21 protein-coding genes are annotated in these 18556 nt (G+C 55.5%); 7 read left to right on the top strand and 14 right to left on the bottom strand.

Annotated elements, in window-relative coordinates; translation table 11 throughout:
- Position 1: 1 nt before the first annotated feature.
- Complete coding sequence (locus AAFN47_RS18820) at positions 2-703, bottom strand: GntR family transcriptional regulator (protein WP_499810793.1); 702 nt, start codon at positions 701-703, stop codon at positions 2-4.
- A gap of 469 nt (positions 704-1172) precedes the next feature.
- Between AAFN47_RS18820 and AAFN47_RS18815 the strand changes: the two genes are divergently transcribed.
- The 5 genes from AAFN47_RS18815 to AAFN47_RS18795 all read left to right on the top strand — a co-directional run bounded on the left by AAFN47_RS18815 (position 1173) and on the right by AAFN47_RS18795 (position 6793).
- A complete protein-coding gene (locus AAFN47_RS18815; protein ID WP_499810792.1) occupies positions 1173-1724 on the top strand; it encodes a tripartite tricarboxylate transporter TctB family protein in 552 nt (183 codons plus the stop codon).
- A 4-nt stretch (positions 1725-1728) separates the two neighbouring features.
- The gene (locus AAFN47_RS18810; RefSeq protein ID WP_499810791.1) at positions 1729-3261 is read left to right on the top strand and encodes a tripartite tricarboxylate transporter permease; all 1533 of its coding nucleotides are present in this window, start codon (positions 1729-1731) and stop codon (positions 3259-3261) included.
- Complete coding sequence (locus AAFN47_RS18805; protein ID WP_499810790.1) at positions 3258-4211, top strand: Bug family tripartite tricarboxylate transporter substrate binding protein; 954 nt, start codon at positions 3258-3260, stop codon at positions 4209-4211. The genes AAFN47_RS18810 and AAFN47_RS18805 overlap by 4 nt, the downstream gene beginning before the upstream one ends.
- Positions 4212-4329: 118 nt before the next feature.
- Positions 4330-5739 (top strand): amidase family protein, encoded by a 1410-nt coding sequence (locus AAFN47_RS18800; RefSeq protein ID WP_499810789.1) that lies wholly within the window; start codon positions 4330-4332, stop codon positions 5737-5739.
- Between the two features lie 85 nt (positions 5740-5824).
- The gene (locus tag AAFN47_RS18795) at positions 5825-6793 is read left to right on the top strand and encodes a tripartite tricarboxylate transporter substrate binding protein (RefSeq protein WP_499810788.1); all 969 of its coding nucleotides are present in this window, start codon (positions 5825-5827) and stop codon (positions 6791-6793) included.
- 167 nt (positions 6794-6960) lie between these two features.
- On the opposite strand, the gene AAFN47_RS18790 is transcribed toward AAFN47_RS18795, so the two are convergent.
- Positions 6961-7251, bottom strand: a complete 291-nt coding sequence (locus AAFN47_RS18790) for a hypothetical protein (RefSeq protein WP_499810787.1) — start codon at positions 7249-7251, stop codon at positions 6961-6963.
- Between the two features lie 271 nt (positions 7252-7522).
- The gene (locus AAFN47_RS18785; protein WP_499810786.1) at positions 7523-8761 is read right to left on the bottom strand and encodes a hypothetical protein; all 1239 of its coding nucleotides are present in this window, start codon (positions 8759-8761) and stop codon (positions 7523-7525) included.
- 65 nt (positions 8762-8826) lie between these two features.
- On the opposite strand from AAFN47_RS18785, the gene AAFN47_RS18780 reads away from it, so the two are divergent.
- Complete coding sequence (locus tag AAFN47_RS18780; RefSeq protein ID WP_499810785.1) at positions 8827-9063, top strand: hypothetical protein; 237 nt, start codon at positions 8827-8829, stop codon at positions 9061-9063.
- Here AAFN47_RS18780 and AAFN47_RS18775 read toward each other — a convergent pair.
- The 4 genes from AAFN47_RS18775 to AAFN47_RS18760 are packed head-to-tail and all read right to left on the bottom strand — an operon-like array spanning position 9060 to position 12265.
- On the bottom strand, positions 9060-10748 hold the full coding sequence (locus tag AAFN47_RS18775; protein WP_499810784.1) for a hypothetical protein: 1689 nt from the start codon (positions 10746-10748) through the stop codon (positions 9060-9062). The two genes, AAFN47_RS18780 and AAFN47_RS18775, sit on opposite strands and share 4 nt — an antisense overlap.
- Positions 10748-11758, bottom strand: a complete 1011-nt coding sequence (locus tag AAFN47_RS18770) for a hypothetical protein (RefSeq protein ID WP_499810783.1) — start codon at positions 11756-11758, stop codon at positions 10748-10750. The genes AAFN47_RS18775 and AAFN47_RS18770 overlap by 1 nt, the downstream gene beginning before the upstream one ends.
- Positions 11759-11771: 13 nt before the next feature.
- Positions 11772-12044, bottom strand: a complete 273-nt coding sequence (locus tag AAFN47_RS18765) for a hypothetical protein (protein WP_499810782.1) — start codon at positions 12042-12044, stop codon at positions 11772-11774.
- A 14-nt stretch (positions 12045-12058) separates the two neighbouring features.
- Positions 12059-12265, bottom strand: a complete 207-nt coding sequence (locus tag AAFN47_RS18760; RefSeq protein WP_499810781.1) for a hypothetical protein — start codon at positions 12263-12265, stop codon at positions 12059-12061.
- A gap of 325 nt (positions 12266-12590) precedes the next feature.
- On the opposite strand from AAFN47_RS18760, the gene AAFN47_RS18755 reads away from it, so the two are divergent.
- Positions 12591-13235: a hypothetical protein gene (locus AAFN47_RS18755; RefSeq protein ID WP_499810780.1), complete on the top strand. Its 645-nt coding sequence runs from the start codon at positions 12591-12593 to the stop codon at positions 13233-13235.
- 80 nt (positions 13236-13315) lie between these two features.
- On the opposite strand, the gene AAFN47_RS18750 is transcribed toward AAFN47_RS18755, so the two are convergent.
- From AAFN47_RS18750 to AAFN47_RS18720, 7 genes are all read right to left on the bottom strand, one after another.
- A complete protein-coding gene (locus AAFN47_RS18750; RefSeq protein ID WP_499810779.1) occupies positions 13316-13639 on the bottom strand; it encodes a DUF6074 family protein in 324 nt (107 codons plus the stop codon).
- Positions 13636-14310 carry a helix-turn-helix domain-containing protein gene (locus AAFN47_RS18745; RefSeq protein WP_499810777.1) on the bottom strand — a complete coding sequence of 225 codons (675 nt, stop codon included), beginning with the start codon at positions 14308-14310 and terminating at the stop codon, positions 13636-13638. The genes AAFN47_RS18750 and AAFN47_RS18745 overlap by 4 nt, the downstream gene beginning before the upstream one ends.
- Positions 14307-14639, bottom strand: coding sequence for an HNH endonuclease (locus AAFN47_RS18740; protein WP_499810934.1), 333 nt, complete (start codon positions 14637-14639; stop codon positions 14307-14309). The genes AAFN47_RS18745 and AAFN47_RS18740 overlap by 4 nt, the downstream gene beginning before the upstream one ends.
- A 484-nt stretch (positions 14640-15123) precedes the next feature.
- Positions 15124-15390, bottom strand: coding sequence for a hypothetical protein (locus tag AAFN47_RS18735; RefSeq protein WP_499810776.1), 267 nt, complete (start codon positions 15388-15390; stop codon positions 15124-15126).
- Between the two features lie 218 nt (positions 15391-15608).
- Positions 15609-15815: a helix-turn-helix transcriptional regulator gene (locus AAFN47_RS18730; RefSeq protein WP_499810775.1), complete on the bottom strand. Its 207-nt coding sequence runs from the start codon at positions 15813-15815 to the stop codon at positions 15609-15611.
- Between the two features lie 99 nt (positions 15816-15914).
- Positions 15915-16703 carry a hypothetical protein gene (locus AAFN47_RS18725; RefSeq protein WP_499810774.1) on the bottom strand — a complete coding sequence of 263 codons (789 nt, stop codon included), beginning with the start codon at positions 16701-16703 and terminating at the stop codon, positions 15915-15917.
- A gap of 1 nt (position 16704) precedes the next feature.
- Positions 16705-18012 (bottom strand): tyrosine-type recombinase/integrase, encoded by a 1308-nt coding sequence (locus AAFN47_RS18720; protein WP_499810773.1) that lies wholly within the window; start codon positions 18010-18012, stop codon positions 16705-16707.
- Positions 18013-18556: the final 544 nt, after the last annotated feature.

The following is an 18556-nucleotide window of genomic DNA, read 5'->3' as shown; positions in this document are numbered from 1 at the left end:
ACTACCGATTGGCGTTTTCGGGCATGTTCAGTTCGACGAGCTTGATCAATAGGCGTTCACCATGGGCGTAGATGTGGTTGCTCATCGCCTTAGCGGCTGCTTCAGGGTCCCGTTTACGAATCGCCTGAAGTATTGGCGCATGGGACTGCACCTCACCCTCGGCATCGGTGCCGTAGACCTTCATGTGCATAAGCGACAGGCGGGTGGAGGATTGCAGCCGCTTGAGCATATCCAGCAGCAGATCTATTTCGCAGGGTTTACAAATTGCCCAGTGAAACGCCATGTCAGCCTCGATCAGTGCGGGGATGTCGTTGCAGTTCGCGCAGTCGACCATGCGTTCATAAGCAACTTCTATCGCGGTCATTTCCTTCTCGCGGATACGGCCGTCAATCAGGGCGGAGCGCAGTGCATGGGATTCGAGCAGAGCGCGAAGGGTATAGGTTTCCTTGGCGCGCTTTGGGGAGATCTGCGGAATGCGGGCGCCGCGGCGTTCATGTAATTCTAGCAAGCCAAGGCTAGCCAGTGCGCGCAGCGCTTCACGGACGGTTTGACGTGAGGCGTTATAACGCTTGGCCAAGGCGACTTCGCGCAGTGGTGTGCCTGGTTCAAACGCACCTGATAGGACCTCTTCTCGCAAGCGATCAGCGACCTCTGTTGTCAACGTCGGCAAGGCTTCACTATGTGACTCCAAGACCTCGTCCATTTTTATCTCCTTACGACGGCTCCGGGCACTCTGCCAAACCCCCTCGGGGGGATACAAAACGGAGAACAACGCTGCCACTCGCCCCAAAAAATCCAAATTATTTTTGTCGACAAAATCTATTACCAAGATAACGTTGATTGGCAAGTCACAAATAAGAGAATCCGCCTAATATTTGTTCAGTGCGTCGTGCACACACGGCATCCGCTAGTCGAACTCGCTTGTGCCAACTGCTGAATCTGCCCAAAAATAAGGCGAAAAGCCCAGATGTAAGAATCAAGTGTCTCTTATGTGCGCATCATTCTGGAAATTCGAATCTCTACTTCTTCATCAATAATCGGGCCGATCTCAAATCTTGCCTAAAAATTTTTGACAGACAAAAACAGTGGAAATTAAAAAAATAATCGACAAAAAGAAAAATGTAAGCAATAACGCTCATCGAGCTTGCCTTAGGTGCGTAGGAGAGGTCGCATTGAACGAAAAGACCAAAGAGCTTGCACTGGATGGATGCATCCTTGTTTTCGCGGTCGGGGGACTGCTGTTCGTCAACCCAACCGGTTCGCCAATCTTTGAAGGGCCGGGTGGCTTGAGTTGGCGGAGCCTGCCGCTGCTGTACTCCGGCCTGCTGCTCGGTCTCGCCGTCTTTTCTATTGGGATAACTCTGGTAGCTGGGCGGGAGGCGCCTAAAACCACAACTCCCGCAACTGATGGCCAGATGGACGAGCCGCAAAGTGAATCCGAGATGCTCCACAACCTGCGGCGGTTGGGCGTAGCGGTTGCGCTAATCCTTTACTCGCAGGCGCTGGTATATATGGGCTTTGCTCTCTCGACGCCGGTATTCCTTTTCGCGCTGCTTTTCCTTTTTGGCCGTCGCAACTTGCTGGAAAACCTTGCTGTCAGTCTGATTGGCGGCGCTCTGCTTTGGCTATTGTTCGCCTACCTGCTACGGATGCCGCTGCGCGGCAGCCTTTGGGATCCGCTGACGCCCATTCTGATGCACACTTTGCGCGCGATCGGAGGTTGAGGCTATGACCGAGCTTCTGAGCGCCTTTGTCACCGTCAGTTCGCCTTGGCACTTATTTCTGATTCTTGCTGGCACGACGCTTGGTCTGTTGGTGGGCGCTCTACCTGGCCTTTCGTCGCCAATGGCGATCATCGTACTGTTGCCGATTACATATTCTATGACACCTCTGGCGGCGTTCTGCGTAATCATGGGTATCTATGTCGGCACCAAGCTGGGCGGGTCTTTTGCGTCCATCCTGCTGCGCACGCCGGGCACACCGGCGGCCGCCTGCACCGTTCTGGACGGCTATCCAATGGCGCAACAGGGTAAAGCTAGCCTTGCACTGGGATACGCCGCGATGGCCTCAGCGATCGGCGGGGTTTCTAGCTGGATCATTGCGGTCGCGTTCGTTCCGTTGATTGCCTCGTTGGCACTGCATTCTGAGCCGGCCGACATCGCGCTGCTTGCTCTGGCTGGACTGACGCTGGTCGCCACCTTTACCCGTGCCTCGATGGTACGGGGGCTGATGGGCGTGCTGATCGGCCTGCTGATCGCCAGTGTGGGTTATGATGTTCAGGATGGGATCGAGCGTTATACGTTTGGTAGCCCCTACATGGCTTCGGGCATTTCTTTCGCCGCGGTGTTAGTTGGTTTCTTTGGCATAGCTGTGGTTTTGGCAGACGTCGATATGGTCGGCAAAGGATCTTCGCTGGTCAGTACCAAGGTTGGCATGTCGCTGCCTGGCTTGCGTGACCTGATGAAGCGCTGGCGGGCATGGACAATCGGCAGTCTGTACGGAATTTTCATCGGCGCGATCCCGGGTGTCGGATCGGACGGGTCAGTCTGGATGGCCTACGCCACCGTACGTAGTCAGTCGAAGAATCCCGAGGCATTTGGCAAAGGAGAGCCGGACGGCATCATTGCGCCGGAAAGCTCGAACAACGGAACCACCGGTGGCACAATGATCCCGATGCTGACGCTCGGAATTCCGGGTGACGGATCCACCGCTGTAATGCTGGGTGCAATGATCCTGCATGGGCTGCAGCCGGGCGTGACGCTGATGTCGTCGTCGGGCGATTTCGTCTATGGCATTCTAGCCTCACTACTCTACGCCAACATATTTATGCTGATAATGGCACTGCTGTTAGTACGAGTGTTCATCACACTGCTGCGACGTGATCGGTCGTCGGTTTTCCCCTTCGTCCTAGTCTTCGCTGTGATCGGTGCTTTTGCTGAAAACAACCACATCTTTCCAGTCTATATCGCCATTGCCTGTGGAATCGTTGGTTACATCCTTGAGAAGCGAGGGTTTCCGGTAGTGACGATCGTGTTAGGCGCAATCCTTGGCCCGATCATCGAATACAATGTGAGGCTTGGCCTCGCCTACTCTGCCGGCGATTGGATGACTTTCGTCGGCTCTTGGCCCAGGGCCGTTATGGCCGCCGTGATCGTCGCTCTGGTGATCCGTGAAAGCTGGCTGGGACTACAACGGATGCGTCAGGCCGGGCGCAATCCTCCCAACGAAAAGGCCATCACTCCAAAAGAGGTAAGCGAATGACTTTCAAAACCTTTCTCAAGACCGCCTCTATCGCGGCACTCATCGCAACTGGCAGCGAGGCCATCGCACAGGACTATCCATCTGAGCCGATTCGAATGGTCGTGCCATGGAAGGCGGGTGGGGGGACGGATTCAATCGCCCGCGCACTGGCTAAGGCTATAGAAGCCGAAAGCGATGGCACTGTAATCATAGAGAATATTAGCGGCGGTGGCCGCGTGCCAGGGCATCTGGCGGTCGTGAACGCTTCACCGGACGGCTATACCCTGCTGCTGAACGGATCGAGTGACATCTCGAGTTCCCAAGTATTTCGGGAGATGCCGTTTACTCTGGACGATTTTACCTGTGTGGGCGGGGTATATTCGGCACCGCTGTGGATCGTTGTGAACAGTGAGTCCGGATATGAAACGCTGGAGGATTATACCGCAGCAGCCGCAGCCAAGCCCGGCGAACTGACGTTAGGCGTCACAACGCTGAATTCGCCCGACGAGGTACTTGGCAAGGCGGTGGCTGAGAAATTCGGCATCGATGTACGGATCATCCCGTTCAATGGCGGCGCCAACATGAAAAAGGCGTTGCTGGCAGGTCAGGTCGACGCGGGCATATTTTATGTTCCGGTGATGCTGCCTGAGGTGGAAGCCGGACTGGCCGGAGTAATTATGGGCGGCGGGTCTCTGGAGAACGTGCGGTATGAAGAAGTGCGAGATGCACCGACACCTGCGGATCTGGGGCTGGAGTTCGAGATTGGGTCCTATCGCGGCGTGCTGATGCCCGCAGGTGTGTCCAATGAGGTGCTGGCGGAGGTTAGCGCGCTAGTAGAGGCGGCAGCAAAGAGCGAAATCTTTGCAGCGTTTGGCGAGACATTCGGGTCGGCGCCGAAATGGGTCAGCGGACCGGAATACTGCGACGTGATCCGATCGGAAATGGATACGTTTGAAGCGTCGGCAGAGTGAGAAGCAATATCCGCATCCACGTACTGAAAATGCGACGGCGGCTGGTGCTTGTGAACAGCCGCCGTCGCGGGCGGGCCGCTACCTACACCTATCTAGTGGCGCTCACAATCGAAGGGTAATGCAAATGGTTCCTTATTGGAGCATGCCGGCGAATGCGATTTCAGCGCTCGTGCGCGCTCGTGCAGTCTCGGCGAGTGAGGTTGTCGAGAATGCGCTCGCGAGGATGGAAAGTGTTAATCCGACTGTAAACGCCGTGGTCGATTCTCTCGCCGGACCGGCTCTAACCGAGGCGAAAGCGCTGGATACCAAACTCGCTGCGGGTGATGACGGGGGCCCACTCGCCGGGGTGCCAATCACAGTGAAGGTCAGTGTCGATCTCGCTGGTCGGCCGACCACGAGCGGATTACGATTGCAGGCTGATCTGATCGCCGAGCAGGACAGCCCGGTAGTGGCCAACCTACGGCGCTCGGGCGCAATAATAATTGGAAGAACAAATACACCAGCTTTCTCGTTGCGTTGGTTCACGCGCAATACTCTGCATGGTGCGACACGAAACCCACATAATAGCGCATACACGCCGGGCGGCTCCTCAGGCGGTGCAGCTGCGGCCGTCGCGACTGGTATCGGTGCAGTTGGTCATGGCACAGACATAGCGGGCTCGATTCGCTATCCCGCGTATGCCTGTGGAGTGCATGGTTTACGCCCTACACTTGGCCGGGTGCCCGCGGCGCATTTGTCCGGGCCGGAACGGACGATCGGTGCCCAACTCATGGGCGTGTCGGGTCCACTAGCGCGCACTATAGATGATCTTGAATTAGGATTCCGTGCCATGTCCGCCGGGGATGCGCGAGACCCATGGTGGATGCCAGTTCCTCACACCATGCCGACTACCGCCCGACGTGTCGCACTTAGCGTCGGGCCGGACTCGCTGGTTGTCGCCCCACCTGTTCGAGCTGCGCTTGAGGCAGCGGCGCATCGACTCGAAAAGGCTGGCTGGGAAGTCGCACAAGTTAATCCGCCATCCTTTCGTGATGCTGCTGCCGTCAACATATCACTCTGGATGGACAGTTTCCGTAGTGCTGGACTTTCGAAACTGGAAGCAGAAAACGATCCTGATGCACTCACCATAGTTGAACGCCTTATGGCAGTAGCGGAGCGAGCGCCACGACCAGAGGAAGCTCTACGAATGCGCGCCACGCTCCTGCGCGCTTGGCAGCTTTTTTTAGAAGAATGGCCGCTGGTACTCTGCCCAGTCTCCTCCGAGCCGCCATTTCCAGATCACCTGGATGTTGGGACAGAGGCTGATTTTGAACGGGTCTACGAAGCACAGTTGACGCAATCGGCTATTCCCGCACTCGGGCTGCCAGCGCTCGCAGTTGCGACCGGACGTCCAGGCGCTCCCATGGGTGTGCAACTAGTAGCCGGAAGGTTTCGTGAAGATATTCTTTTCAAAGCAGGGCGAATTGTTGCCGCTCCAGTCTCGACGATTGACCCCGCGGCTGAAGGACACGGAAAGCTAAGTGTTTAATTCCCCCGGAGAAAGCCTCCAATCCTCGAACCACCGTAGATGGACATGACCTCGACAAGGTCCATTCAATCAGAAGGAGAATTACATGTTCAAATTTTCACACGGGAAACATAGCATCATCGGGTCGTTTGCCCTTGCTGCGGCGTTGGTATTATCCGCCTCTGCGGCGGCAAAGGCCGAATACCCAGATGACACGATCCGTATCATCGTCCCATGGCGTGCGGGTGGTGGAACTGACTCTATTGCGCGTGCATTAGCTGGCCCGATGGAAGACGTGGCAGGTCAGCCGGTACTCGTTGAGAACATTACTGGCGGTGCGGGTAATGCTGGGATGTTGGCAGTAAAAGACGCCGTAGCTGATGGTTATACAATGCTGCTCAACGGGTCTTCGGACATTAACGCCCCAATTGCGTTTCGTGACGTACCGTTTTCGCTGGACGACTACGTTTGCGTGGGCGGTGTCTATGACACACCAACTTGGATTATCTCAAACTCTGACAAAGGCTATGGCGATTTCGCTGATTTCGTCGAGGCGGCTCAGGCCGCGCCGGGTGAATTGTCGCTCGGAGTTACGGCACTTGCCTCACCTGATCATGTGCTGGCTGAATTATTGGTCGAGAAGTACGAGATAGATGTGCGTATTATTCCATTTAATGGTGGCGCACCATTGAAGAAGGCGATCCTTGCCAACCAAGTCGATGCGGGAGTGCTGATCGCTCCAGTGATGTTGTCAGAGGTACAAGAAGGCCTCGCTCGAGTACTGGTAGCGGGAGGATCTTTGGGACAAATCAGCGACTCCTCACTACATAACGTTGCGACGCTTCAAGATCACGGAGTAGACGCCACGATTGGCATGGTCCGGGGAGTTTTCTTGCCATCCAACACACCGGAGGAGGTTCGTCAGAAGGCCATTGAGATCGTCGGATCGGCGGCCGCCAGCGAGGCTTTCGCAAAGTTCGGCACTACATTTGGCTTCGCGCCAGTCTGGATACCTGGTGACGCATTCTGCGATTTCATGAAAACCGAAGGCGAGATTTATTCTTCAATGAAGTAACTTTCAGTAGCCGGCTTGTTTCATCTGAATCGGGCCGGCCGCTCCCAATGACTAACGCCACCCATGTTGGAAACCGCACTTGCTTCCAATCCAGAGGTGGACGAGGAGCGAATTCTCGGTCTGGATGATGCCATGCACCGGAAAGGGCGAATCCCTTCCTCGTCCGGCTATTTTCCAGTTTGTTTAACTATCTCTCCGTTCTCATCGAAGTCGATTAGCCGCTTGCCGTTCTGTTGTACGTAATCGAGCAATTCCCTGAGTGGATCTGTCGTTACAGCGACATTCGCATCCACCTGCGTCGGGATGATTTTTCCAAGCAGTGAAGTGAATGCGGTCGGGTGGTCTCTCGCAAGAGAACGACAATAGCCGACAAGCCCTTCTTTCCCATTCCCGTCTGAACCTTCGGCTTCCGCAGCCTGCAACACTGCCTTTTTCAAGAGCGCTGTGGTCTTGTTCAAAGATCCTTTCGGTCTGCCCTTACCGGCAGCGGGTGGCTTTGGTGCACTATTTCCCACTATTTTACTGGCTCCTGTTCAGTTCCATCCGATCATCATATCGACTGTTAAAATCAGGGGTTAAAAGGCCCTATCCGATTGAAATTAAGCCACTTTAAGATACTAAGTGGTCGCCCGCCGGAGCGCTTGTCAGATGTATGGATTGGTGGCGTCGGCCTCAGTGTCCCGGTTGAGGCTCCAAACATCGGCGACTGTCTCTTGTTTCCTTCCATACTCAGTATAAGCCTGCTCCTCCTTTCAGGAGTGCATTGAGAAACTGATGGCTGTTCGATGCGGTGTTCATTCCAAAGGCGTTAAGCCCCTGAAACGGATTGAATTGTGCCACTGGCGGCATTGGTACGGGCGGGAAGAATTCCTCGCTGCCCTTGTCGGCCCTCGCTATCAGATCTTGCCTTGTGTCGCCGTTCGTATGCGTCGGAGTTGCGCCCTGTGTGCTTCGGCGGGCTCTTTCATGTTCGCTGCTCTTTACGGCGTCCTGTATCAACTGGCTTGCGATCACTTCCGGACGTGGCGTCGGTATCGGAGGGATGACGTTAGCCTGCCAGTCGGCGAATTGCTGGTTGCCCTCCAAAACTGGATTGCCGGTATTCGTTGGTCGCGGCGATGGGATGGGCGGCATGGAACCCGGCATTCCGCTGTCTGTGCCGGTTGATGCTGTTCTGGTGTCTCCATATTGCGCGTAGGCGTCCATTGTCGGCTGCATGGGATTGATGCCCATTGCATCCGGCGGATGGCTGGTCATAAGCTGATTGCCGCCGCGCGGCGTGGGTGTCGGAACGCCTGCGGCAGTTGTAATGCCGTAGTCATGCAGACCACGCGCCTGTTGCTGTTGAAGCTGGTAGCCGGGGTCTTTGTCATTGCCCCACGAGTTGGCGGGCGCATATCGGCTTGGAGGCGCAGTATCGAAGTGCGTGCGTCCATAGCCCATATAGCCGGGACCGCCCCTTCCGATGTTGCCGTCCGTGGCTTGCGTAAACGAGAAGATGATCTCGTCCAGGATATCCTGATCCCGTATTGCGTTGCCTTCTCCGTCTTCGAAACGTGCATCAACGGCCAGTCCGAGAGGATGCCGTCCTTTCGAGCTGTGCGCATTGGCCATGCGCTCCGCCTGTTCGGGTGAATAGCCTTCCGCGACATACTTGCGATAGTTGTTCTTCTGGGCTCGCGACATCCAGTTGAACGGCTTGCGCGGTTCCTGGCCGGAGAAGACGACTGTCCTGTACGAAGGATCGACAGACGCGGCGGCATCCGCAACGAGATCCGAGATATTGCTGGACGGTTTCTCCGATCGCTTTGGACCAAGCGCGTATTGAACGGCTGGCCGTCTGCTGGTCTTCCTTGACTGCGGAGACCAACGGGTAGCGGATTCGAACGCCTCGCGCGGGGATAGCCCTACAGCAAGAGCCGCATCGTATGCTTCCTTGAAGCTGCGATTTGAATTGATGTCAGCCATTAACTGCAACCTCATGATGTGCAGGCGAATAGACAAAGCGTCCTGCAGAACCTATCTTTCGGGTGATGACGGAAGAACCAAAAACCATTGAACACAACCGCCATGAAACTGGCGGCAAAAGATGGAGTAACCGGTATCTAATACTGGTTTGGGTTGTGTATGCGGTGGTTGGCATCTTGGGGATTTCCTCCGGCCTTTTTCAGTGGGTTTCCTTCGCCTTTGGTTTTGCGGTTGGTGCCGCTTTTCTTGGGACTGCGCTTGCCTTACTTGGGTCTGATCTTCCCGAATGGATGCGCCGTTAGGGCACCTGCGGGATTGCCGAATTTCTCAGCATTGAATTGATGACTGCATTCGCGCCGGGTCCTATCGGCGGGAGCAACTGGTTCGTTAGATATTTCTGCCCCGGACCAGACATCATGGCGCGGCCTTGCATGGCCGGTAGGGCGATGCCCGCAAGTCCTCCGGCGTAGCCGCCACCAGGTACGCCAAGGAACTGGCCCGCTGCTTCTCCAGCCGCAGCGCCTACACCGCCACGAATGCCGGCTGTTGCAAGAGATGATCCAAGCCGTTCTGCCGTGCCGGAACTTGGCATCGGACGCATGAGCGCTTCACCGGCTCTCGCTATCTCTGCAAAGTCGCCTTTACCCTTGGCGTAACCCGACTTGTTCTGACGGGTGACTGCACTGCGAAGCTGTGACGGGGTGATCAGACCAAGCGCTGACGTCTCACCGGCTCGTGTCGCTGCATCTTCGATAACCAGCATGTTTTTGTAGAGCCTGCGGGCCTCGTTCCATTTCTGGGCGTCGGAAGGATTATAGAGGCGAATGCTGCGCTCCATGGCGTCGTCGAGCGCGCCCTGTATATCGAACAGCGCCCTTTTGACTTCTGGCTTGGTGGCGCTCCTGGCTTCCTTGCCAAGTGTCGAGCGGATGGACTGATACTTCTCGCCCGTCAAAGTGCCGCTGCTGATATCGTCCGCAATGCCCTTCAGCTTGGCATCGATCAGAGGGACGATATCGGCCTTGCCGGTCCTTAGTCTGTAGTTGGCGCGAGCATCACGCAGCGCCCTTACAAGTGGCTGGTCCGCTCGCAGTGTATTACGTGCCGCAAGGTCATCGAAGAGTCGCCCGATCCGGGAAGATCCAGCATCCAGAACATCCGGCGTTGCCCTGTTAGCAGTTATGCCAGCACGGCGCAGTGTAGCGGCCGTGAACTGCTCGAATTGCTTCTCGTAGATGTCAGCGGCTTTCGCGCCGCCAATATGACTTTCCTTGAAGCGCAGAGACTTGGAACCGGATTGCTGACCAGCGGTCGTCTGCACGCCTTCACGGCGGAGGATATCCGCCATGGCCTTTCGATCGGCTGGGATATGATTGGGGCTGACAACCTTTTGAGCAAGCTTTGTTGCGCCGCTGACGACTGCTGGTGTTGCGGTGCCAACGATTGCTCCAGTGCCCGCACCAATAAATCCCTGCTTTGATCGATCTTCGATACCCTCGCCGGATCCAATCCCATAGCCTGCGCCAAGAGCGGCACCTTCGGCACCGGAAGCTATCGAGACTGGCAACAATCCCCGTCCGCCCTGCGCCATGCGCACAGAGGGAGATATCGGAGCCATGAGCGCGCCTGTAGCCAGACCACCGGCGACCTGTCCCGCCGTTCGCATTGGGCCTGCGTTGGCGTCCCTGAGCCGTTCGGTGTTCAATGCCTGATCGTAGCTGATATCACTCGTTGCAGAGGTTCCGAGTGCAGCCAATTCATCCGCCGTTCCAAACGTTGCGACATCAGCCGCGCCACGAACGAAGTCGTCAGCACCCTGAAGGTCTCGACGCATTCGGCTTGCGGGCAGGCCGACAGCGTTGGCCGTGTCGTACAGCCAGTTGCCGACGCGAGCGCCGATGCTGTTCTCGACCGGCTTCAGTTCGCCCCTGCCTTCAAGCATATCGCGCGGCTTGCGCGGTTTATCTTTCAACATGTCACGCGGCATTATTCGGCCATCCTTCTGAGAACTTCCTCACGGCTAATCCCGTATTTTCGCATGGTGAAATCCACGTCTTCCTCTGTGAAGCCTTCCGGGAGATCGCTGCCGGGCATACCCGGCAATCCTGCTTCTGGCGTCAGAGGCAGAATCGTGTCCATGTTCCAGTTGGGGTCCATGATGCCGATGCTCGGGGGCTGGGTGACAATGCGCGTCGGGTCTATGCCGTACTGACCCGCAACGCCTGTGTAGTATTCGTTCGTCCTGCCGTGGAGTCCTGCGGCGCCCTGAAAGAGTTCTCCGGCTTCACGGACAAAGTCGCGGCGCTGTTCTTCGCTAAGGCGCTTACCGGTCCTGATCCGCTCGTAAGCAGCCTGTATGCGGTCGCCGAATGCGCCAGACGCTGCAGCCGTGGCGAACTCGCTCTCACGGACAACTGAGCCAGGATCAAGAACCTTCATGTAGTTGAAGATCAGAGCCAGATCACCTGCCGGTGAAGGGTTTCGCGCGCTGTCGATGACGCGCTGGTAAGCCGCTGTCTGCTCCCCGAAGGATTTGACCGTGCCAAGTCCAGAATATTCCTTGCGAAGTTTCTGCTCCGTTTCGAAGTCTTTCTCGGCCTGCTTCGGATCAGGACCGACATCGCCGAAGACGTAGTCACCCGTGTCAACAAAACGCTGCCGACCGGATGCGTCCTGCATGATCTTGCGCTCATCAGGTTTCTTGAACAGTTCCTGAGTGATGACGTTCATCGGAACGCCAGCCGCATAGGCTTCGGCCAAATCAGGACGGTTGCGGTTCAGGTAGTCGACCGTCTGGTTGCGCTGCGTCTGCTGGTCTTTCCTGTCCCTGCGCGCCTGCATTCCATACATGCCCGCCATCATCGCATTGGAGAGCGACTCCTGGTTGCTGCCACCGCCGATAAGAGCCGCAGCCATGGGCAATGCAAGGTATGGATCGACCAGACGCCCGCTATCGCCGCCCAGACCGCTTGTGAATGTGCTGAAGGGGTTCTTCATGTTCCTGCTTTCCTCAATGTACCGCTTCGCCGATGGCTTCCCGCATCGCTTCTGCAGCCGCTTCCTTCTTCACGGAGTTCGATTCCATCTGGCAGACGATATCCACACACTCCGCGACGAACTGCTCCAGAGGCACACCGACCTTTTCCGCCATCAGTTCGCCGGTAAGCGCCAGCTTTGGCTCAAGCGTCACGCTGAAGGTGACCGGACCGCGTTCAATCGCCTCGTCCACGCGCTTCAATACGGCCCGCATCACTTCCTGTTGTTCTGGCGTCAGATCGTTCATGGTGCCTTCCCTGTTCAATGAAGCCTCGCAATACCGTCTTCGTCTGCGCCTGAATGGACTTGAGCCATTTCTGCCGCGAGCAATTCCGCACCTTCCCGTAGGAACCGAGCCAGAGATACCTTCGCCTGGTCAGCAAAGTGCTGCAGCCGCTCAAGCTGCTCCGGCATGATGCTCAGCGAGATTGCGACCGCTTCGCCGTTGTCGAAATCGAGACCTTCCATGAAAACCTCCATTCGGTTCGTCTACCTGCAAGCACAAAAAAAAGGCGTGTCCGCTCCCTTTCGGGGTGACACACCTTCGGAACTCGCAGAGCAAGTCGGGTTAGTGACGTTCAAACCAGCAACACGGTCATCGTCACTGAATCAGGAATAATTTCCTATTTGGGTATAGCAGATTTCAATTGAAATGCAAATGCCGTAACAAACCCTGACCGAACTTGAGACGGCAGGACCGAGCCAAGGCCTATCACGAAATGTTCAAGTGACGATAAACTGCGGGTGACAATAGTATTACTTAGCGGAAGTCTCGCCCCATAAGGAGGAAACCATGAAAACCAGAACGATTGCTGCCTTGTTTGCCGTGACCTGCGTGCCGGTTCTTGCCTTCGCCCAGAGCGAAGACCGCTCCATCGGTTTTTTCGTCACCAGCGTCGGGCTCGGAAACGGCGGCGATCTTGGTGGCCTCGAGGGAGCCGACGCGCATTGTCAGCAGCTTGCCGAAGCCGTTGGTGCCGGCAACCGGACCTGGCGCGCCTATCTCAGCACGGAGGAAGATGGAAAGCGCGGCATCAGCGCCCGCAGCCGCATCGGCCAGGGTCCCTGGTACAATGCCCAGGGCGTGCTGATAGCCACCAATCTCACCGATCTGCATCTCTACAACGACACCATCTCCTACGAGACGGCGCTGGACGAGAACGGCAACCGCATCAAGGGCCGGGGCGACGACACCAACGAGCACGACATACTGACCGGAACGATGGAAGACGGAACTGCCTATTTTCCGGATGACCAGGACCATACATGCGGCAACTGGACGAGCAGCGGAGAAGGCAGCGCGCAGGTGGGTCACCATGACCGTCATGGCGGCGGAAACCTGTCCTGGAACTCGGCACACGCCTCGCGGGGTTGCAGTGCCGATGCGCTTCGCAGCACCGGCGGCAACGGCTATTTCTACTGCTTCGCAGCCGATTGAATATTCGTCGGAATACATGATGCATAGCGGGCAACCGGCTCTCCTCTCTTACGCCGGTCGCTCGTAGGACAGCGAACTCGTCACGCCGCATCATGTGGCCCGTTTTGCTCTTTGCCGGGATTGAACCAACCGCGCCGAGCCAGTTCACGACATACAGCGTCATGGAAGCTTCTGACCTCGTTGTCTATGCGCAACTTGTTGAAGCCGAGCGCTTCCAGACGAGCAATGAAATGTTTGAGAACTGACGTCTGCCAGTAGGAGTTGGCAGCGGAGACCGACTTTTTCGATATGATGACGTCCGCCACGTGTCTGGCCTTTCCAATCAGTCGATCGCTCGGAAACGGGATGATCTGCGCTGAATGCCCAGGATTGAACAGATCAAGCTGATCGGTCTTCATCGTCATGAACCTCCACTCATCATTTTGTAGGAATTTGTCTCTTGGGGATCGTCAGTTTCTGACTGATCTGTGTCAGTGTCTTTGAAGGGTTCAGGTACCGCCCTCTGCCCTAACACAACTACCTCTTTCATAAGCTGAGACTCCATAGGTGTTCCGTATAGGTAGTTCTTATGTAGGTGTTTAGGGGGCATTTTTGCCCTGTCGGACTGTGTTGTATTTGCCCTGTCGAACACGGCGTCATTTGCCCTGTCGGCGCAATCCTGAGGGGGCATTTTTGCCCTGTCGTAGCGAGCCTTTTGTTTTCTGATTGACCGCTCCCTGGCTTCTTCCTCCCGGATGATAGTCGCGTCGATGACGTGGTTGATCCGGTTCTTGAGAAACCGATAAACATTGCTCCTTTGCCGGTCGGGTCGACCGCAGCTCACCCAATGCTTCTTGAGTTCCCTGACGGCACGTTTCACTGTATCGGGAGATTTCTTCAACTGAGCTGCGATCCTTTCCTCGGAGGGATTAGCAAGCCCAGTTTCGTGGTTGACATGCTGAAGAATACGAATGCCGACGAGCTTCGCTGTGTCGCTGAGGTCGGCATCGCAGGTGATCGCGTCGATCAGATCAAGCTTCCGGGAAGTGAAGTCCTGGAGTGCCGTCTTGTCTATGGTGGTGCATTTATCAGTCACCGCACACCTCCCACACTGTACCGCGCCGCCTGCCAAGCGAAGCAGCCGAAATAATGCCGCTCGGCACGACAACGTTCGGCAACAGCATCCTCGATGCATTGGAACCGACCAAGATGGACGGTACGGCCCTCAACGCCGATATGGGCTTCGAACTTACCGGAAGCCTTGTCAGGGCATACGCCGACATAGCCTGTAGTGTTGCGTGTCCCTGGGCGCTTGTTTCGGGCGTTCTCTTTGTAGTTCGCAGCGCGGAGATTGCGCCAACGGTTGTTGATGCCGTCGCCGTCGCGATGGTCGACAAGACATTCGGGCCATTTGCCTTTTTCCATTAGCCAGATGACACGATGAGCCTTGTAGTTCTCACCATCTATGCAGATCTGAACATATTTGCCGCAGACAGCCCCGGCAGGTTTGCCGATTGCTGTACGGCAGCGATGTGACCTCCATGTAAGCCGTCCTGTTTCCCGACAATACCGAAGACGTTCATGGGCACGCTCATAGGTGAGCGGGAGGGTGTCTCGGATTACTCCTCTCATGACGCGCCTCCCTGTCGACCAGTTCGGTACCGCTTGGGAAGGTGACCGCAAGTAGAATGCCTTGCGCCCCATTGGATGGACATTGTTTCGATAGGGCGGTACTCGCCCGAGAGGTATCGGAGGAAAACGGCGCTGCCACGCTTGCACCCCATTGCGACGAGCGCTTTGCAGGCTTCATGATGAGGATCAGCCGCTTCTGTGACGATACGCTGCCTTCCAGCGTCGACGTTGAAACAATTGGGCTTGGCGGATTGAGTGACAACAAGATTGATTCTGGTCATCGCGCCAGCCCTCCCTCGATACGCGAGGGAAGGCAGTCCAGTGCAGGCGGGTCAATTTCTCCCGTGAGCCGGGACCACTTGCTGATTAGCGAGGCGCTGGTCCGGCAGTAGCTGATACCCCGCCATTCACTTCCTGGGCCGCCTTTACGGCGTTGCAGAATCCATTGAAGGTGGTCGCGGCAGACGATGACGCGGTACTTGCCGTGTTGATGAATGACGGGTGTGTAGTCGTCGCCGCTCTCTTTTCGGGTGATCTTCCTCATGACTGCTCACCTCCGAGGTTCGCGAGGCGGGCAACCAGTCGAGCACGAACTCCCGGCAAGCCGTAACGCTCACGGATACGAGCTTCTGCTAGACGTAGTGCTTTGGACGTGGTATTCGTTTCGGTATCGAAATGCTCTGCAACAATTTCGAGTTTACCGGCCCGGTCCGCAGTGCCCTGCGGTGCCGGGTCTTCCATATGAGATGTCATCAAAACACCTCACGCTGCTACGCTCGTTGAGGCGCGACGCTTGGCTTTCAGCCAATCATCAACCTCGCACCAGTCGTACAAGACGATCCGGCCGACTTTGTAGAAGGGGGGTCCGTCACCAGTGCAGCGCCAGTTGTTCAAGGTTTGCTCTGGGATGCCGTAGTGATCAGAAGTTGGTTTTGTCCTGTATTTCGGACGGCTTGAAATCTCGCTCATGGGTTTCCTCGTAGTTTGCCGCTAGTTGCGGTAAGCACGAGGAACTTGACACCGCCGGTGTCTTTACGGATTCCGATTTATACTTTTCAGTTGTCGCGATTATTTGGGGGAACGGTTCTGATAGGCACGCGCTTTTTCGAAACGCTTTGCAATTGCGCTTGCTGATTGGGCTCGTACCTGCATTCCTTCAGGTAACTCTAGATCAATGAAATCGCTCAATCTTTTTAGAAGCCTAGCGAAATCACTTGGCTCACCTTTTGCATTTTTCTCACTATGCCTTAAGCCTGCTGCCTCTGCCCATCTACGTATCTTCATCAGCCAAATGTCGAAGGCATCGCCTTTGCCCTTCTTGAAGCTGGCTTGATCCTCTCTAGCATATTCCTTTTGAACCTCTTCGATCGTGACTTCCACATTCTGAGCAATCTTCGCTAGAAGTTGGATGTCGACTCGCAGGAGCAGCTTTTGATTTTTCGATCCCTTCTGAACTTTGTTTGACTTCGTTTCGCGGGACTCAAGCCGATTGCCATCGATAAGGAGGCGTTGCTTGTTTAATAGTGGGCCAATTTTTTCAGCGATATCGTAAGTAACATCTGATTCCGGTTCTCGGAGTCGGTGCGCAAGATCTGCAAAATCCTTACAGAGTTCTCGCATCCTTTGGATGGCTGATTCTCTGCTTTTTCGTTGATCGGCACCGCACTCTAAAATTCTCCAGTACAAAAAATTATTACAAATCTCTTCCAAGCTTTCGAATGCTGCATCCGGAATGTCCGCGCTCAATATCTGAGACAGTGCGGTCTTTTTTTGTTCTCCAAGCTTGAATTTGGGCGGCAACTCGCCTTCTTCAGGCGCAAAAGTTGAGTTATCAACACGCGGCGTGAAATTTCCCAATTCATTCAGCCTCCCGCTTGAGTGGCACAACATCACCCGACGACTTACGTTTCAATGCTGCTGCTATCGGCTCCACCGCTCTCGCTGTCGCCTGTGCTGCCGGATCGCGTTGGACATGCGCATAGATCGCCGTCGACCGAGGATTGGCGTGACCAAGAATTGCACCAGTCATTGCCATCGTCTCGCCTACAGATATCGCAGATGATCCGAGAGTGTGTCTGAGCGTGTGAGGCGAGACGCCAGGCAACTTTGCCAATTCGATTGCCTTTGGCCACACCCGTTTCGTACCCTGAAAATGTCCGTTCCCGGTTGTAGCCGGAAACACGTATGGGGACTCATCCTCTCTCGGGATCTCCGAAAGTAGGGCAAGCGCCGACGCTGCAAGAGGGCGGACACTTCGTCCAGTCTTGCTGTCATCGAGCATCAGGCAGGAATGCTCGAAATCGACTTCATCCCATTTCAGCCCGGCAATCTCATCTCGACGGCATCCTGTCAGCGCCCACAATCGAGCAATGTTGAGCGCCTTTGGATTTACGCCTTGCTCTTGGAGAGTGTCGAGAGCTTCGCCAAGACGCTGGATTTCAGCCATGGTCAAGTATCTGGTTCTTTGATTGTCCGTCTTGCGGATCGCGGCATTCTTGCAGGGATTCTCGGTAACCAGTTTCCTTCGAATTGCGAATGTAAACACAGCGGAGAGATCGCGGGCAACCTTACGCGCCGCGCCTTCACCACCTTTGACGATAACGCGTCCTCTGCCGTCCTTCTTCTCATTCTTCGCAGTCTTCCCGGCAGTGATCATCCGGACCATCTTTTCGATGTCACCTTCTGCGACATTGGTTATCCGCAAGTCGCCAATTATCGGGACGACGTGATTACGTAGCCTGGCCAAAGTATATGCTTTGGTCGTAGGCTTCATCGGTTGTCCTTGGCGGATGCCGCGTAGCACATAACAGCCTTCCTCCTCATAGAGGCCGATCAGTTGAGCAACAGTGAGCTCTTTGCGCTTGGCAGCACGATCTTTAGCAGGATCTCCACCTTTGGCGACATCAGCGAGTATGGCCTTTGCCTTGTCCCGCGCCTGCTCCGGTGTGAGAGCTTTGTTTGAGCCGAGAGCAATACGCCTCATCTTGACACCGCGGCCGCCAGGGTAAGGACGATACTCCACCTGCCAAGTCTTCGCGCCGGTTGGACTGACCCTGACTGAGAACCCTTTGTGCGTGGAATCGAAGACAAAGTAAGGTTTCTCTCGAACCGGAAGTTTGTCCACTGCGGATTTGGTCAGCTTGATTGGCTTCTGATTTTCGGTCACCCGCACTATCCTGTAGAAATAGTCACCATGTAGTCACCATTTCGGTAATTTCCGGTAACACACTAAACGTCAAAGTACCGAATATCAAACGAATTCAGTACAGTTACGTAATCTTCAGGAATGCCCGGTATCTAGGGTAACAACCTTGCCAAGGTTGGGGTCGTGAGTTCGAATCTCATCGCCCGCTCCAATTTTCAAAAATTCCAATTGCCCGGAAAGACGGGGTTTTTTGCGGTATGAGCCGTGTTTTCGCATGCTTGCAACCAGGGCACTGGGAAGACCGCGGTTACCTGAGGGTTACACGTTTTTGAAATTGCGGTGGCGTGTAATCGCAGTGTCGAGGGAGTAGATGGGAATCCACAAGATCGATTTTACAACGCCTTTTATCAAGGATCATTACCGATATAGTCGGCTAGAGCAACGGGCGATTAGTATGCAACGCATCCTGTTGATCTGAAGTAGTTCCAGCATTCTTGCGGTGTGAACAGGCTGCAGACATGTCCGACGGCCTTCCAAAGGTCTTCATATGTTCGAGCTTTCGCCT

Origin of the sequence: Hoeflea sp. CAU 1731, assembly GCF_039888615.1 — a bacterium.
Taxonomy (GTDB): Bacteria; Pseudomonadota; Alphaproteobacteria; order Rhizobiales; family Rhizobiaceae; genus Flavimaribacter.
Note: the sequence above shows the minus strand (reverse complement) of the source record. Positions and strands in the feature narration are given on the sequence as shown.